The sequence below is a fragment of the Ancylobacter sp. 3268 genome (assembly GCF_031456575.1).
GTDB lineage: Bacteria > Pseudomonadota > Alphaproteobacteria > Rhizobiales > Xanthobacteraceae > Ancylobacter.
Map to the genome: position 1 here is coordinate 50,003 of NZ_JAVDUX010000008.1, position 16,590 is coordinate 66,592.

At 67.4% G+C, this 16,590-nt stretch carries 12 protein-coding genes; 8 read left to right on the forward strand and 4 right to left on the reverse strand.

Annotated elements, in window-relative coordinates; translation table 11 throughout:
• Window positions 1–81 precede the first annotated feature (81 nt).
• The 7 genes from J2X65_RS12925 (at window position 82) to J2X65_RS12955 (ending at window position 8,214) form a co-directional block, all read left to right on the forward strand.
• On the forward strand, window positions 82–1,335 hold the full coding sequence (locus J2X65_RS12925; protein ID WP_310201580.1) for a transporter substrate-binding protein: 1,254 nt from the start codon (window positions 82–84) through the stop codon (window positions 1,333–1,335).
• Between the two features lie 191 nt (window positions 1,336–1,526).
• Complete coding sequence (urtB, locus tag J2X65_RS12930; protein WP_310201581.1) at window positions 1,527–3,140, forward strand: urea ABC transporter permease subunit UrtB; 1,614 nt, start codon at window positions 1,527–1,529, stop codon at window positions 3,138–3,140.
• Window positions 3,137–4,234 carry an urea ABC transporter permease subunit UrtC gene (gene urtC / locus J2X65_RS12935; RefSeq protein WP_310201583.1) on the forward strand — a complete coding sequence of 366 codons (1,098 nt, stop codon included), beginning with the start codon at window positions 3,137–3,139 and terminating at the stop codon, window positions 4,232–4,234. Before urtB ends, urtC begins: the two co-directional genes overlap by 4 nt.
• Entirely contained in the window at window positions 4,231–4,959 is a 729-nt protein-coding gene (gene urtD / locus J2X65_RS12940) for an urea ABC transporter ATP-binding protein UrtD (RefSeq protein WP_310201585.1), read from the forward strand. Before urtC ends, urtD begins: the two co-directional genes overlap by 4 nt.
• A gap of 1 nt (window position 4,960) precedes the next feature.
• Window positions 4,961–5,653, forward strand: a complete 693-nt coding sequence (gene urtE, locus J2X65_RS12945; RefSeq protein WP_310201587.1) for an urea ABC transporter ATP-binding subunit UrtE — start codon at window positions 4,961–4,963, stop codon at window positions 5,651–5,653.
• A 32-nt stretch (window positions 5,654–5,685) separates the two neighbouring features.
• The gene (locus tag J2X65_RS12950) at window positions 5,686–6,621 is read left to right on the forward strand and encodes an acetamidase/formamidase family protein (protein ID WP_310201589.1); all 936 of its coding nucleotides are present in this window, start codon (window positions 5,686–5,688) and stop codon (window positions 6,619–6,621) included.
• Between the two features lie 1,008 nt (window positions 6,622–7,629).
• Entirely contained in the window at window positions 7,630–8,214 is a 585-nt protein-coding gene (locus J2X65_RS12955) for a transglycosylase SLT domain-containing protein (protein ID WP_310201591.1), read from the forward strand.
• Between the two features lie 127 nt (window positions 8,215–8,341).
• Here the strand turns inward: J2X65_RS12955 and J2X65_RS12960 are convergent, their stop codons facing one another.
• Together J2X65_RS12960 and J2X65_RS12965 are read right to left on the reverse strand one after the other, a co-directional pair.
• On the reverse strand, window positions 8,342–10,162 hold the full coding sequence (locus tag J2X65_RS12960) for an adenylate/guanylate cyclase domain-containing protein (RefSeq protein WP_310201593.1): 1,821 nt from the start codon (window positions 10,160–10,162) through the stop codon (window positions 8,342–8,344).
• Between the two features lie 74 nt (window positions 10,163–10,236).
• Window positions 10,237–11,226: an ABC transporter substrate-binding protein gene (locus tag J2X65_RS12965; protein WP_404977706.1), complete on the reverse strand. Its 990-nt coding sequence runs from the start codon at window positions 11,224–11,226 to the stop codon at window positions 10,237–10,239.
• Between the two features lie 406 nt (window positions 11,227–11,632).
• On the opposite strand from J2X65_RS12965, the gene J2X65_RS12970 reads away from it, so the two are divergent.
• A complete protein-coding gene (locus tag J2X65_RS12970; protein ID WP_310201595.1) occupies window positions 11,633–14,719 on the forward strand; it encodes a cyclic nucleotide-binding domain-containing protein in 3,087 nt (1,028 codons plus the stop codon).
• A gap of 47 nt (window positions 14,720–14,766) precedes the next feature.
• Here J2X65_RS12970 and J2X65_RS12975 read toward each other — a convergent pair whose 3' ends face one another.
• Both J2X65_RS12975 and J2X65_RS12980 read right to left on the reverse strand, forming a co-directional pair.
• Window positions 14,767–15,288, reverse strand: coding sequence for a hypothetical protein (locus J2X65_RS12975; protein ID WP_310201597.1), 522 nt, complete (start codon window positions 15,286–15,288; stop codon window positions 14,767–14,769).
• Between the two features lie 48 nt (window positions 15,289–15,336).
• Window positions 15,337–16,566, reverse strand: a complete 1,230-nt coding sequence (locus J2X65_RS12980; RefSeq protein WP_310201599.1) for a hypothetical protein — start codon at window positions 16,564–16,566, stop codon at window positions 15,337–15,339.
• Between the last annotated feature and the right edge of the window lie 24 nt (window positions 16,567–16,590).

Genomic DNA, 16,590 nt, shown 5'->3' on the forward strand with positions numbered 1-16,590 from the left:
GCTGAACATTATATGAAGTTGCGCGTGGAGCCGGCCGCAACAGAATTCGCCTCATCTTCCGAACCCCCTGAGGTGTCGTCCATGGTCAAGTTCACGCGGCGTTCCTTTCTGCAGGCGGGCGGCGTCGCCGCCGCCGGGCTGGCCTCCCCCCTCGCCATGCCGGCCTATCTGCGCGGCGCGCAGGCGCAGTCCGGCCCGGTCAAGCTCGGCTGCCTCTTCTCCTCATCCGGCACCATGGCCAATCTCGAAGGCCGGCTGAACTACGTGGTGAAGATGGCCGCCGACGAGATCAACGCCAAGGGCGGCGTCAATGGCCGCACCATCGACGTGCTGGTCTCCGACCCCGCTTCCGACTGGCCGCTCTACGCCCAGACCGCCAAGCAGATGCTGCAGCAGGAAAAGGTTTCCGCGCTGTTCGGCTGCTGGACCTCGGTGTCGCGCAAGACCGTGCTGCCGGTGGTCGAGCAGGAGAACGGGCTGCTCTACTACCCGCTGCATTTCGAGGGCGATGAGAACTCCAAGAACGTCGTCTATGTGAATTCGCCGCCGGCGAGCTCGGTGCTGCCTGCCGTCGACTACCTGATGGGCGAGGAAGGCGTCTCCGCCAAGCGCTTCTTCATGCTGGGCTCGGACTATGTGTGGCCGCGCACGATCAACAAGCAGCTCAAGGGTTACTTCAAATCCAAGGGCATCCCGGAGACCGCGTGGAAGGAAGAATACGTCCCCTTCGGCTTCTCCAACTTCCAGACGCTGGTGAACCAGATCCGCGCCTTCGCCGACCAGGGCGGCGGCCAGCCGGTGGTCATCCTCACCGTGGTCGGCAACTCGATCCCGGACTTCATGCGCGAATTCGCCAATCAGGGCATCCTCGCCACCGATATTCCGGTGCTGGGCCTCGATATGGTGGAGGCCGACCTCGAAGGCCTCGACACCGCCAAGCTGGTCGGCCACCTCAATTGCTGGGCCTATCTGCAGAACGCCAAGGGCCCGGCCAATGAGGCCTTCCTGAAGAACTGGGCCGGCTATGTGAAGGCGAAGAACGTGCCCTTCAGCGGCACGGTGTCCATCGATCCGATGGTCTCCGCCTACGATTCCGTGCATCTGTGGGCGATGGCGGCGGCGAAGGCGGGTTCCTTCGAGGTGCCGGAAGTCTCCAAGGCCTTCGCCGGCCTCACCTTCGACTGCCCGTCGGGCTACAAGATCTCGATGACCGGTGAGAACAACTACGTCGCCCGCGGCGTGTTCATCGGCTCGGTCAACGACAAGCAGGGCTTCGATATCCTCTGGCAGTCCAAGGATACGCCCAAGCCCGTGCCGTTCAGCCCCTATGGCTGAGCGGGAGGGCTCCGCGACCGGGCGGCACGCCGCTCGCGCCACGTCCCCGGGCTCGGCCCGGGGATCCTGTCGTCCGGTTCGCCTTCGCATCTTCGCAGGACGTGGATGGCCGGGATCCGCCCGGCCATGATGCGTCGAGCGCCCGGTACCCGGCATCGTTCCCGGCCGAGTTCGGCCCTTCTGAGTTCCCGATGAAGCTTGCGCGTCTCACCGCCGCCGCCGGCCTGCTGGCCGGCCTGCTGTTCGCTCCCGGGCTCCGCGCGGACACGCTGGACCGCGCGGGTCTCGTGCAGGAATTGTGCGGCGACGCCGGCGCGATGGGCCGGGCCGGTGCCGCGCTCGTTGCGACCGCCGCCTCGGGCAGTGCGCAGGACCGTGCCTTCGCCGCGCCGCTCGCCCGCGCCGTCATCGACCGTAAGCTGGGCTGCGACGATGCCGGCGCCGTGCTCGATGAAGGCGGGCTCGATGCGGTGAGTCGCACGCCCCGCGCCGCCGCCGGCACGCCCCGTTCGCCGCTGCTCAGCCTCAAGAATCGCCCGGTCTTCGAACTGGCCGATGCCGCCTTCGCCCTGCGCGGCGCGCCCGACATCGCCCAGCGCGCGGCCGCGCTGAAGACGCTGGAGCGCCGCCCGGCGCAGATTCCCGAGGGGCTGCTCGACACCGCCGCCGCGGCGGAAAGCGATGCCGGGCTCAAGGAGCAGATCGACACCCTCGCCCAGACCGCCGCGCTCAACGCCTCCGATCCTGCCGCCCGCATCCGCGCCATCGGCCGGGTGGCGGAGACGCCGAGCCGGCGCGCGCTGACCCGCATCGCGGCGCTGGCGAGCGACCCGGTCTATGCCGCGAACCCCGAGTTCCGCCGGGCGGTGGACGCCGCGACCGCGCGCATCGAGCGGGGCATCGCCCTCGGCGATACGCTGGCCACGCTCTATAACGGCCTGAGCTTCGCCTCGATCCTGTTCATGGCGGCCATCGGCCTTGCCATCATTTTCGGGCTGATGGGCGTCATCAACCTCGCCCAGGGCGAATTGATCATGATCGGCGCCTATGTCACCTGGCTGGTGCAGCAGGGGCTGCGGGTGGCGGCGCCGGCGCTGCTCGACTGGTATCTCGTCCTCGCCATCCCCGTCGCCTTCCTGGCCACCGCCGCCATCGGCATCGCGCTGGAGGCGCTGCTGCTGCGCCATCTCTACAAGCGCCCGCTGATGAGCCTGCTCGCCACCTGGGCGGTGAGCCTGTTCCTCGTCAACCTCGTGCGGGTGATCTTCGGCACCCAGAACATGCAGTTCGAGACGCCGTTCTACGTATCGGGCGGGGTGCCGGTCATCGGCGATTTCATCTTCACCTGGAACCGCATGTTCGCCATCGCCTTCGCCGTGGTGACGCTGGCGCTGACCTGGGGCGTGGTGCGCCGGACGCCGCTGGGGCTCAACATCCGCGCGGTGACGCAGAACCGCGACATGGCGGCGTGCATCGGCATCCCGACGCGACGCGTCGACATGATGGCCTTCGGCTTCGGCTCCGGCCTCGCCGGTCTGGCGGGGCTGGCATTGTCGCCGATCTATTCGGTGAATCCGCAAATGGGGCAGAACTTCATCATCGACAGCTTCATGGTGGTGGTGCTCGGCGGGGTCGGCACCATCGCCGGGACGGTGGTCGCCGCCCTGGGCATCGGCCAGATCAACGTGCTGATCGAGCCGCTGTGGGGCGCCGTCGCCGCCAAGGTCATCGTGCTTCTGATGATCATCGGCTTCCTGCAATGGCGGCCGGAAGGCCTGTTCGCCGTGAAGGGGCGCCGTAAATGATCCGGCTCGGGCGCATCGGTCCCATCGTACACCTCACTGCACTCATCCTCATGGTCGCGCTGGCGCTGCCGGCGCTGTCCGGCACGCCGCTGGAAATATCCCGCTACCTCGCCAACGCCATCGGCCAGCTCGCGGCCTTCGCCGTGCTCGCCATCTCGCTCGACCTGATCTGGGGCTATCTCGGCATATTATCGCTGGGCCACGGGCTGTTCTTCGCTCTCGGTGGCTATGTGATGGCGATGTATCTGCTCAAGCACTCCTTCGTGGTGACGGGCACGGTGCCGGATTTCCTCCAGTTCATGGGCTGGAAGGACTTTCCCTTCTACTGGGCCGGGTTCGATTTTTTCCCTTATGCACTCGCCGTTGCGACGGCGGTGACGCTGTTGATCTCCGGCATCTTCGGCTACGTGTCCTTCCGCTCGCGCGTGGGCGGCGTCTATTTCGCCATCATCACCCAGGCGCTGGTCTATGTCGCCATGCTGCTGATGTTCCGCAACGACACCGGCTTCGGCGGCAATAACGGCATGACCGGCTTCTCCGTCCTGTTCGGCTGGCAGATGGGCACCAGCTCCATGATCACCGCGCTGGCGGTCGCGTCGCTGGTGGTGCTGGCGCTGGTGCTTTTGCTGTGCCGTCAATTGGTTAGAAGCCGCTTCGGCGCGCTGATGCTGGCCACGCGCGATGACGAGACCCGGCTGCGCACGCTCGGCTACGAGACGCTGCGGCTCAAGCTCCTCGTCTGGTGCCTCTCGGCGCTGATCGCCATGGTCGCGGGCATGCTCTACGTGCCGCAGGTGGGCATCATCAATCCACGCGTGCTCTCGCCCGAATTGTCGCTGGAGATCGCGGTCTGGGTGGCCATTGGCGGGCGCGGGCACCTGGTCGGCGCGGTCATCGGCGCGCTGCTGGTCAATGCGGTGAAGTTCTGGCTGTCCTCGGCCGCGCCGGAGATCTGGCCCTTCATCCTCTCCGGGCTGATCGTCCTCGTCGTGCTGGTCTTTCCCAACGGTTTGATGGACCTCGCCAAATTCAGGCTGACCCGGCCGATGGGCCCCAAGCGCATGGCTGAAGAGATGGAGGAGGCGCGCCCATGAGCCTCACCGCCCTTCTCGTCGACGGCCTCACCGTCCGCTTCGGCAGCTTTCGCGCCATCGACGACCTGTCGCTCGCCATCGACTATGGCGAGGTGCGCGCCGTCATCGGCCCCAACGGCGCCGGCAAGACGACCCTGCTCGATGTGATCTCCGGCATTACCCGGCCGAAGCAGGGGCGCATCCTCTTTAACGGCGCCCTCGACCTCACCCAGACGAGCGAAGCCGCCATCGCCCGTGCCGGGTTGCGCCGCAAGTTCCAGAAGCCGAGCGTGTTCGAGGGGCTCACCGTGCGCCAGCATATCGCCATCGGCGCCGATGTCGGCTTCCGCCCGCGTCTCGATACGCCCGCGCTCGATGACCGGATCGGCGAGGTGCTGGAGACGGTCGGGCTCACCGGGCAGTCCACCCGCCTCGCCGGCGAGCTCAGCCATGGCCAGAAGCAGTGGCTCGAGATCGGCATGGTGATCGCCTCCGATCCGAGCGTGCTGATGCTCGACGAGCCGGTCGCCGGCCTCACCGACGAGGAGACCGGGCGCACCGCGAAACTGGTGCGCGCGCTGGTGCGGCCGGACCGCGCCATCATCGTCGTCGAGCACGATATGGATTTCGTCGAGCGCATCGCCGACCGCGTGACCGTGCTTCATGAGGGCCGCACGCTGTTCGAGGGTTCGATGGACAGGGTGCGCGCCGACGCTGCGGTCGTCGACGTCTATCTGGGGCGCTGACATGCAGTTCCGTGTGGAGGCTCTCGACCAGCATTACGGTTCGGCTCAGGTGCTGCGGCAGGTCGGCTTCGAGATCGCGCCGGGCGAATGCCTGGCGGTGCTCGGCCGCAATGGCGCTGGAAAGACCACGCTGCTCAAATGCCTGATGGGTTTGCTCGCCCCGACCGGCGGGCGGGTGATGATCGATGGGGCGGACGCCACCTTCTGGTCCCCCAACCGGCGTTCGCGAGCCGGCCTCGCCTATGTGCCGCAGGGACGGGAGATCTTCGCCGAGTTGACGGTGGGCGAGAACATCGAGGCGGCGGCGCGCGCCCATGGCACCTATGGCAGCCCGGTCATGGAAGAGGCGATCAGCCACTTTCCGGTGCTTCGCGAGATGTGGAAGCGCTCCGGCGGCGCGCTCTCCGGCGGCCAGCAGCAGCAGCTTGCGCTCGCGCGTGCTCTGGTCACCCAACCGAGGCTGCTCATCCTCGATGAGCCGACCGAAGGCATCCAGCCCAATATCGTCGCGCTCATCGGCGAGGTGCTGCGCTCGCTCAAGGGGCGCATCTCGATCCTGCTGGTCGAGCAGTATCTGGATTTCGCCATCGAGACGGCCGACGCCTTCGTCATCCTTTCCCGCGGCGCGATCGTCGAGACCGGCCGTGCAACAACGATGGATCGGGAACGTCTGACCCGCTTCATCGCCGTCTGAACCCGCTTTCGCGCAACGCATCAGGAGTTCCCATGTCGCGCCGCTTTGAAATCCCCGCCACGCCGGAAAACATGGTCTGGGGATATCTCGACAGCTCGACTCCGCCCGTCCTCGAAGTGGCGTCGGGAGATGTGGTCACGCTGCACTCCTTCCCCGCCGGCGGCAAGGAGACGCTGCCCGACGATCTTCCGGTGCCGGCAGACTATCAGCTGGCACTCGACACGCTGCCGCAGGGCGCCGGGCCCCATTTCATCACCGGCCCGGTACATGTGAAGGACGCCAAGCCGGGCGACGTCCTCCAGGTCGACATTCTCGACGTCAAGGTGCGTCAGGACTGGGGCTTCGTCTCCATCCTGCCGCTGCTGGGTACGCTGCCGGCCGAGTTCACCGATTACGAGACCATCCATCCCGTGGTCGATCACGCCAGGAATGTGTGCGTCATGCCGTGGGGCACCGAGATTCCGCTCGACCCGTTCTTCGGCATCATCGCCACCGCGCCGCCGCCGGCCTGGGGCCGGTGCGGATCGCCGGTGCCGCGCGCCTTCGGCGGCAACATGGACAACAAGGAACTGCGCGCCGGCACCACCCTCTATCTGCCGGTGTTCAATGAGGGCGCGCTGTTCTTCGCCGGCGACGGCCACGGTGTGCAGGGTGACGGCGAGGTGTGCATCACCGCGCTGGAGACCGGCGTCACCGGCACGTTCCGCCTCACCGTGCGCAAGGACATGGAGCTTGACTGGCCCTTTGCGGAGAGTGCGACGCATCTCATCTCCATCGGGCTCGACGAGGATCTCGATGACGCCGCCAAGCAGGCGACGCGGGAAATGGTCAAGCACATCTGCGAGCGTACCAATCTCTCCCGCAACCAGGCCTATATGCTGTGCTCGCTGGCCGGCAATCTGCGGGTGACGCAGCTGGTCGACGGCAATAAGGGCATCCACATGATGCTGCGCAAGTCGCTGCTCTGAGCTGAAGGCCGAGGCCGGAATGCCTGCCCCTTTCCTGGCCGGCGGGAGAGGGGGCAGAGTTCCGGCGGCAAATTTGCGATCCCTTCTGTCCGACCGTTCGAAGAGAGCCTGCGGGCCGCCCCTGGCCGGCGGGGCGCCCTTCGAAGTCCCTTCCGGCATAAGGGTTGCTGCCGCGCCCGTTCATCGCCTCTCGGCGAAGGTGGACTGGTCGTAGAGGAACCGCCTGACGAGGGCACGAGTTCGGCCGCCTCGCCATAGACCGCCTTGGGATCCTCGATTAGATGGCGGCGGGTCTCGCTGGAAACGCGCCCACATGGTTTCATCTCGGTCGCTCGCGGCCCGCCGGGCTCTGCCGCCTGGAACGGGTACGCGTTCGCGATCAGCTGCGCCGCGCGCCGGTTTTCACCTCGCCAAGGTGCGGGCGGCCCGTTCCCCTCGCTCCCGCGACGGCTGGAAGCGGGCCTGCAGCGTTTCAACCTTTAGCGAATTGTGCTAGGCAGCGGCGTGGAATGGCGAGCAACACAGCGATGGTTGGGCGGAAGGCCTCTGGCGGTCGCGGTGCTCGCGCTGGCAGGCCCGCTTGTCTGCGCCGCTTTTTCCGGCGCATCGCCGCCGGCATGGGCTGCCGATGAGCCCGGGCCGGTGCCGCCGGCTCATGCGGCTCTGGCGGAGCCGTCGGCGTCCACGTCTCAGCTCTTCTGGCCATCTGCCGATGCGGCTGTGCCGGTCATGATCCTGATGCCTGTCGCTCGCAGTTCCGTCGGCCTTGTGGCGCCTTCCTATGCGGTTTGGCTGACGGAACCGCCGCACGGGGCACCGCCCGGCGGGAGGTTCGTTGCTTGGGCTCTGGCAAGCGCCGAGACCGAAGTCTTCCGCCGGGAGATCGCGGTTTCCCCGTCGGCGTCCCGGCCCGGCGAGCCGGCCGCTGCCGTTGCGATCCCCTCCACCGCGATTTCCTCATCCGTTCCCCTGCCGCCAAAGCGCCTCGCCGAGAAGCGCGAGATCGTCATGGCATCGCTGGTGCCGCTGCCGCCCCGGCGCCTTGGCGCGCCGATGTCGTATGCGCCGGCAGAGGTGGCCCCACTGGAGGAGGCCGCGCCGGACGGGACCACGGCGCTGCGCGACGCCGCCGCCAGCGAGGATCCGAGCCCTCCTGCGGAGGATGCCGCGCGGGCCATCGAAGACACTCCCGAGCCCGTCACCGGCCGGGCGACGTCCGACCGCGCGCCCCCGCGCATCGAGTTGCTGATCGAGCGCTACGCCCAGCGCTTCGACGTTCCCGCGCGGCTTTTGCGCCGCGTCGCCTGGCGGGAGAGCAATTTCGACCCGAGCAAGCGCCATGGCCCTTATTGGGGATTGATGCAGATTCGCGTCGATACCGCGCGTGGGCTCGGCTTCCGTGGCGCGCCGAGGGATCTTCTCGACGCCGAGGTCAACATGGCCTATGCGGCCGCCTATCTTGCCAATGCGTACCGGGTTGCAGGCCGCGACGAGAGGCGGGCGGTGCAGCTCTATGCCAGCGGCTATTACTACGAGGCCAAGCGCAAGGGCCTGCTCGGGGCGCTCATCCGTACCGCCGCCGCCGAGGAATAATCCGCCCACCTTCCTGCCTTCGGGCGAAAATGCGTCGCAGCGCTGCAACGAGACATGGCGTCCATCCGCACGCCGAACCCACGCGCATTCAAGCTAGCTTTGCCGGCCTGCACTTTCCCGCGTCGATTTATCGAAGGCGGCCGCCGCCATCGGCCGATGCTCCGGACCGAAGCTCCCTGTCTCCGATCGCCGTAGATGCGCTGTGCCCGGGAACCTCGTGTCGCTGCGTGTCGACGGCGAAGACGGGAACGTGCCGGGCAAATCCCTTCAAAGGCCGCGCTTCCAATTCGGTGAGGGCGACGGTGTCGCCAACCGCGCGGGCGACGGTGCGGTCGAGCAGGATCTCTCGATCTTTCGCGCTCGCGCACAGTCGGGAGGCGAGGTTCACCACATTGCCCACCGCCGTATAGTCCAGGCGGCCCTCGGAGCCGATCCGTCCCACCGTCGCCGGCCCCATCGCCAGCCCGACGCCGAATCCGAGTTCGTGCCCTGCGGCGCGCCACTCGACGAGAAGGGCCTGAACGCAGCCCTGCATGGCGCGGGCCATGGAGACCGCGCGTTGGGCCGGGTCCGGGCAGGCGACCGGCGCATTCACCAGCGCCATGATGCCGTCGCCCGAGAAGCTGGTGAGCGTCGCCTCATACATCGCGATCACCCGTTCGACCGCGTCGTAATAGGCGCCGAGCACACCGATGATGGTTTCCGGCTGCGCCTGCGCGGAAAAGGCGGTGAAGCCGCGCAGGTCGCAGAACACCGCCACCACCTCGACCCGGCGTCCGTCGAGAACCCTCTCGTCGCCGCTGCGCTCGATCAGCTCGGCGACCTGCGGCGCAAGGAAGCGCTTGAGCCGGCTGATCCGCTGCGAGCGCTCCTGCGAGACGGCGAGCTCCCCGGCCATCCGGTTGAACCGCCCAGCGAGGCGTTCGAGTTCGTCGCCGGTGGCGAGCCGGATGCGATGGTCGAACTGGCCGGCGCCGATGCGGGCGACCCCGTCTTCCAGCTGGTGGATCGGCCCGATCATGCGCTGCGACAGCCAGTAGGCCAGCAAGGCGGCGAAGAGCGTGCCGGCGACGAGCAGGATGCCGGTCCGCCACAGCGCCGCATAGATCGGCCCGAACGCCTCCGTCACCGGCTGTTTCACGATGACGCTCCATTCCACCATCGGGATCGGCGCCATCGCCGCCATTACTGCGGTCCCCCCGGTGTCGCGGCCGGCGGCTGCTTGGCCGGGCCGCTCCATGATCGCGGAACGCAGGAGCTGAAGCGGCCGGGCGGAGGCATCGTCGGCGCGCAGCACCAGGCTGATGTCGGGATGGGCCACCAGGCGGCCGGGTGCGTCGAGCACGAAGGCTTCCCCGGTCCGGCCGACGTGAATGGCGGAGATGATTTCCCAGATGAACTTCAGGTTCACCTCGGCGATGGCCACGCCCGCGGCCGAGCGATTTCCCGCCACCGCCACGGTCATGAAAGGCTCGGAGCCGCCCTGGAAGATCACCGGCCCGAACCAGGCCCCGTGGGCGGTCGCGCCGATCACCGCGGGATCGTCGGAATAGTCGTCGCCACTCTCGACGCGGTTCAGGCCGATGCGCGAGACGAAGAGCCGCTCGCGGCCGGCGCCGTCGACGAGGCGCAGGCTCATCACGGGCTGCACCTGCCGCAACAGCCGCAGCCCGTCGAGCCGTCTTCGCTCGTCGGCGCCGGGCGACCAGGGCAACTGTACCATCCACTCCAATTGGTCGCTGATTCCTTGCAGGAAGTACTGGATCTTGAAGGCCGCCAGCCGCGCCTCGGAATCGAGCAGGTCGCTCAGCCGGTCGCGCTGGTCGCGATAGCCGAACCAGGCCTCGCTGCCGCCGGCGACCAGAAGCGGCACCACCGCCGCCACGAACAGGGCGAGGAAGTATTTCGTGAACAGCGAAGAGCGTAGAGAGGTAGGTCCTCTGGTCACCGTCAGGTCCCTTTGGTCGCTCTCCCGGTTTGTCCGCCGCCTCACGGGAGGGCAGGTTCGACGGGCTGTCCGTATTATTCGATCACCATGTCGGCGCTGCCCACCAGGGCGGGCGGAACGGAGAGTCCCAGCGCCTGCGCGGCCTTGAGATTGATGAACAGCTCCACCTTGGTGACACGCTGCACCGGTAGATCGGACGGTTTCTCGCCCTTGAGGATGCGGCCGGCATAGATGCCGGTGTGGCGGTGCGATTGCAGGAAGTCACCGCCATAGCTCATCAGGCCGCCGGCCAGCGGGAAGTCGCGCGACTGGGTGATGGTCGCGACGCTATGTTGCGTGGCGAGTTCGGCAAGCCGCCGGCTGCGATAGGCGAAATAGGGATCGGAGGTGAAAACCAGCCCGCCGGCGCCCATATCGCGTGTCGCGGTGAACAGCGCCTCGAACGCCTCTGAATTATTGGCGTTCAGTACCCGCAGCTCGACGCCGAGCGCCGCGGCCGCGGCGTCGAGATTGGCCAGCTGGGATGTCGCCGTCGGGCTGGTCGGATTGGCCGCGACCGCGAAGAGCTTCTCCTGCGGGAACAGCTCGCGCATGAATTCCAGCCGCTTGCGCGAGACCTCGACGCTCAGGCTCGTCACCCCGGTCATGTTGCCGCCCGGCCGGGCGAGACTGGCCACGAGGCCCAGCGCCACCGGATCGCCGCCGAGTTCGAACACGATCGGGATGGCGCTGGTGGCGGATTTCGCCGCCAGCGCCACTTCCGCGCCGCCCGGCGCGACCATCACCGTGACGCCGGCGGCCGCGAGTTCCTTGGCCAGCGCCGGCAGCTGGTGATAGGTTCCGTCTGCCCAGCGGAACAGCATGGAGACGTCGCGGCCTTCGACATAGCCGGCCTCGGCCAGGCCCTCGGCGAAGGCACCGAGGCGGCTGGCATAGCGTTCCGGGCTCTCGGAGCCGAGATAGCCGATCACCGGCAAGGCAGAGGGTTGCGCGCGCGCCGACGCAATGCCCATGGGCAGGGTGCACAAGGCGACCATGGAGGCGAGGACGTCGCGCCGGCGCACATCGGCGGCTGCCCGGCGGATGGCGAGCGGCTGCGAGGGGAGTTCGTTTCGGCCTGCGACCGGCATGGCAGCCACCGCACCCAGCGGAACAAAGCTTCATTCAGACACCGCCGATCATAGTCGCACCGGCGCGGCGGCGGAAGATGTTGCCTCCGGTTCGCAGGAGTGGCGTCGCGCCGCCAGGTGGACGGGGCGGCGTCGACCCCTACGCTGCCACCGGTCGGCGCGATCTGCTATGATGACGCTGGAAAAGCTGCGCTGGGCAGGCCATGTCCCGTATTGCGTTCGCAGAATCTCCCGCCGGCGGGCCGGCAAGAGCGGTCCTCGCGGCTCGGGCGCCCGCTTGTCCGCGCGACGGCGCGGGGGAGAGCGCCGGCCGGCTCCTCTTTGCATGCAGCTTGAAGATATGATCGGAATATTCGATTATATCTGGAGAAATAGCCGGCGCGAGCAGGTGAAGATCCTGGTCATCGTCTGCCTGTCGCTTCCCTTCTATTATCTCTCCCTCGACCTTCCGAAATACATCATCTCCGATGCCTTGCAGGGAAGGGCGTTCCCCGCGGGACAGGAAACCGCCCGTCTGTTCCATGTCACGCTAGACCTGCCGGCGGCGCTTGGCGGCACCCGCACGCTTTTCGAGGGCGTGTGGCTCGATCGGATCTCCTATCTCTTCGTCCTGTCCGGGATATTCCTGCTGCTGGTGCTGATCAATGGCGGGTTCAAATACGTCGTCAACATGCGCAAGGGTGCGTTGGGCGAGCGGCTGCTCCAGCGCCTGCGCTTCGACCTGTTCTCGGCGCTGCTCGGCTTCAGGCCCGAGGCGTTCCAGCGCATCAAGCCCTCCGAGGCCGCGACCGTCATCAAGGACGAGGTCGAGCCGATCGGCGGCTTCGTCGGCGACGCGTTCGTCCAGCCGGTGTTCCTCGGCGGGCAGGCGCTGACCGCTTTGCTGTTCATTCTGGTGCAGAACCTTTGGCTCGGCCTGATCGCGCTGGGCATGATCCTCGTGCAGGGCACCATCATTCCGCGGCTGCGGCGCGAGCAGATCCGGCTTGGCCGCCAGCGCCAGGTCGTGTCGCGCGCCTTTGCCGGCAAGATCGGCGAGGTCGTGGAGAGCATCGGCGAGATCGCAAATCACGGGACGTCCGCCGTCGAGAAGAGCCAGGTATCGCAACTGCTGGAGCATCTCTTCGGCATTCGCTACCGGCTGTATGAGCGCAAATTCGCGGTCAAGATGCTCAACAACCTGTTGGCGCAGATCACCCCCTTCCTGTTCTACGCGGTGGGAGGCTTCTTCGCCCTCACCGGGCGCCTCGATCTCGGCCAGCTCATCGCCGTCATCGCCGCCTATCGCGATTTGCCGCCGCCGGTGAAGGACCTCATCGACTGGGACCAGCAGCGGCTCGATGTCGAGGCGAAATTCCAGCAGGTGGTCGAGCATTTCGGGCTGAAGCGCGAAGACTTCACGCGCCCGCCGGCCGCGGATGGTGGCGAGGTCGCAGCTCTTCCCTTCCAAGGCGCCATCGTGGCGCGCGGCCTCACCGTGGTGACCCCGACCGGGGACTGCGTGCTGGATCGCCTCACTCTCACCCTGCCGATGCAACGGCACATCGCCCTTTCGGGAGAAGCGGGTCAAGGAGCCGGCATCCTCGCCCAGTTGCTGGGCGGCGGGCTCACGGCGCGCGACGGCACGCTGACGCTGGCCGGCGTTCCGCTGGCTTCCCTGTCCCGCGAGGCCCGTGGCCGCCTCATCACCTATATCGGCCCCGAGCCGGTGATCCTCGACGGCAGCCTGCGCGACAACATCCTCTACAGTCTGCGGCGCGTGGCGGCCGGGGAGGAGGGGGGCTCCGGTTGGGCCATCGATCCGTCTCGCGCCGCTGCCGTCGACGATGCTGAGTTGTCAGGCAGATTGCTGGCGGTGCTGCGGATCGTCGGGCTGGCCGAGCCGGTGTTTCGTCTCGGCCTTGCGCGCAAGCTGGATGTCGAGGCGCCGGGTGAGATCATCAGGCGCATTTTCGAGCTGCGCACCCGCATAGGCAATGCGCTTGCCGCGCGCGGCGCCGGTGCGGCGATCGAGCCCTATGCGCCGGAGCGCTACATCCGCAACGCGACCATCGGCGAGAACATCCTGTTCGGCGTGCCGAACGATCCCGCCTTCGTCGGGGCCGATCTCGCCGGCCACGCGCCGGTCCGCCGTCTGCTCGCAGGGCTGGAGCTGTTGGCGCCGCTGATCGAGATCGGGCACCGGATGGCGGCCACGATGGTCGAGATCTTCCGCGACCTCCCGCCCGGCCATGTGCTGTTCGAACGCTTTTCCTTCATCGAGAGCGAGGACTTTGCCGGATATCGCGAAGTGCTCGGCCGTTTCGAGGCTGGCGCCGCCCTCGAGGGGGATCGCACGCGGCTGCTCGGGCTTGCCTTTCTCTATGTCGAACCGCGCCATCGCCTCGGTCTGCTGGAGGGCGACATGGAGAAGCGCCTGCTGGCGGCGCGCGCGGCTTTCCACGCATGGGCCGTTTCGGCGTCCGATACGTCGATCGCCTTCTACGACCCGCGCGAATACTGCGCCACCGCGCCTTTGCGCGACAATCTGCTGTTTGGATCGGGTGCGCAGGATGCTGCCGATACCGTGATCCGCGAAACGCTGGAGGAACTCGGCCTCGATGCCGATGTCTATCGATGGGGTCTCGAACAGCCAGCGGGCTATGCTGGCCGGCTGCTGTTTCCGGCGATGAAGACACAGCTCGGTCTGGCGCGCGGCCTGATCAAGCAGCCCGAGCTGCTTATCCTCAACCATGCTTTCGGGGCCTTCAGCCGCACCGAGGGACAGCAGATCCTCGGCCGCATCCGCGCCGCCATGGCCGGCCGCACGCTGGTCGTGGCGGGCGGCGATCTGAGCGGCGATCCCGGCTACGACCTGCATGTCGCGTTCGAGGGCGCGCGGCTGGCCGCCGTGCAGGATGCGGCGGGCACGGTGGCACCCGCCGACGCCCCGGCTCCCGCCGAGACGCCGCCGCCGGCAGGCGGCGTCTCACCCGAGCGCGAGGAGGAAATCCGCGCCCTGCGCTCGGTGTCGATCTTTGCCGATCTCGACACGGCCCAGCTGAAGCTGCTCGCCTTCACCAGCGAACGCGTCGTCTTCACCACCGGCGACGTCCTCTTCCGCCAGGGCGACGAATCCGAGGTCGCCTATGTGCTGGTCTCCGGATCGGTCGACATACTGATCGAAGCCGATGGCGGGCCGCCGGTACGCGCCTCGGCCGTCGCGCATCACGCCATCGTCGGCGAGATGGGGCTCGTCACCGGCGATCCCCGCTCGGCCACCGTCGTCGCGACCACATCCGTCGAGGCCCTGCAGCTGCGCAAGGAGGTGTTCCTGTCGCTGCTGGCCGAGTTCCCGCCGATGGCTCTTTCAGTGATGCGGCTCATGGCGAGACGCCTCCAGGGCAATCTCGCCGCCATCCGCGAGCGGGAGCGGCAAGGCGGCTGATCGCCATCCCGGCAGGCCCGGTTACGGCCTGCCGCTCTCATGCTCCGCTACGATCCGCCACCTCGGTTGAGCCGCCCGCTGCGATGGGCGAGCTCCATGTGATTTCCATAGGTGTTCGGCAGGCGATTGCCGGGGAGATTGGCGGCGAGGATCAGCTCTTCCGCCAGTCCGGTGGCGATGGAGGCGTCGAGCAGCATGGTCTTCGAGGTGATGCGCCACATCTGGTACGACTCGTCGAAGCCGCAGCCCTCGGCCTTGCGGCCGGCGACGGCCGGCGCCAGCAGCAACAGGCGCGGGCGGTCGAAGCGGTAGCAGCTGCCCTCGAAGGCATAGCCATAGGCAACGACGAAGGACACCCGTTCGTCGCCGAGCGGCCGCGCATCCGGCGCGTCTTCCGCCTTGTGGGCCTGGAGACGCAGGACGATGCCGGGTCGCTCCGGTCCGCCGCCGAGGTCGAACGGTATGTCGGCGAAGTTGTAGCCGGCATTGAGCTTCACGCCGTAGAGCAGGATCTCGTCGGGCCGGTAGACGGGGGGCTCCGGTGGCGCCGGCGTCGTGTCTGACAGCATGGTGGTCACTCCTTCGCTGTTCCCGAACCGCCAGGCGGTCCCTTCCTCTCAAGGCCTTAAGGGCCATATCCGTCCTGGCGCCCGCAGAACGCCACGCCAGGCGAGACAGGCTTCAAAGCGGTCGGCAAAGCGGCGGGCACCGCCCTTGCCGGCGGTGCGGATCAGAGCCTCGGCGGCGTCGGCATAGGTCAGCTGCGCAGGGTCCAGCAGCCGCCACGAACCCAGCAAGGTGCTACCGAGAACGTCCCGCGCCTCCTCAAGCACGGCCTTCGCCGCGAAATGGCGGCGCTCAGTGTCGATCAGCGATGCGGAAAGCTCCTGTTCGAGCCGCTCCTCCGGTAATTCGCTGCGCAGGTTCCAGAAGGTGCGGGGGTCGAGATCGGAAAGGCCGCGCTCGAACAGGAGCAGCTGGTAGATCTCGATCAGCGTGTCGAACAGCGCGCCGGCGAAGGGCTTGGAAAGGTCGTGCACTTCGCGGCCGACATCCGCCATCTTGAGCGAATGATTGAAGCGCCGTACCTCCTTCTCGTCACTCAGCTCGGCGAGGCGGTCGAACTCGTTGGTGAGCAGCAGATTGCCGCGGGTCCGCCGGAGGATCAGGTCGAGCGCGGTATCGAAATGCAGCAGGCCGAGCAGGGCGATGAAGTCTGAGACCGCCTCGTGATAGGCGAAATATTCCCGTGGAGGCTCGCGCCGCGGCACCCCCATGGCGCCGAACAGCACGAGATGGCCGACTTCGTGGGCCACAGCATCGAAGTTGAGGGCGAAAGGTTGCGGATCGGTACGGATGCGCTCCTCGCCGAGCTCGAGAAAGCCGAAGCCGGATTGGGCATTGTCCCAGTCGAGCTGCGGTACGATCTCCAGCCGCTCATAGGTCGGCTGGAAGAACCACGGGATTTCCTCGCCCCAATAGCTTTCGCAGATGTCGAGCACCCGCCGCACGCAGGCGAAGACGTGAGCGGCCTGAAATTCCCGCGAGCCGATCGGCAGCCGGTCGAAATGCCCGTCCGGTCCGGGCATGACGGGCGGGTAGGTGCGCCCCGTGTAAGGCGGGAGATAGGGGGATTGGTAGGGCAGCTTCATGCCGACGGGATCGACGACATACATGCGATGATCCGCCGGCCCGGCGGTCACGCCGCCGAGCGGCGTGGAAATCCAGACGGTTTCGGGGCGCTCATAGCCGGGAATGAAGGAGGGTTGGGGAAAGACGAGGAAACGCGTGCCGAGCCGGGCGATGTCAGCGTGTGTCGTCGCTCGCACTGCGCTCCCGCCATACATGGTCGGTCTCCACCCAGCGTTGCA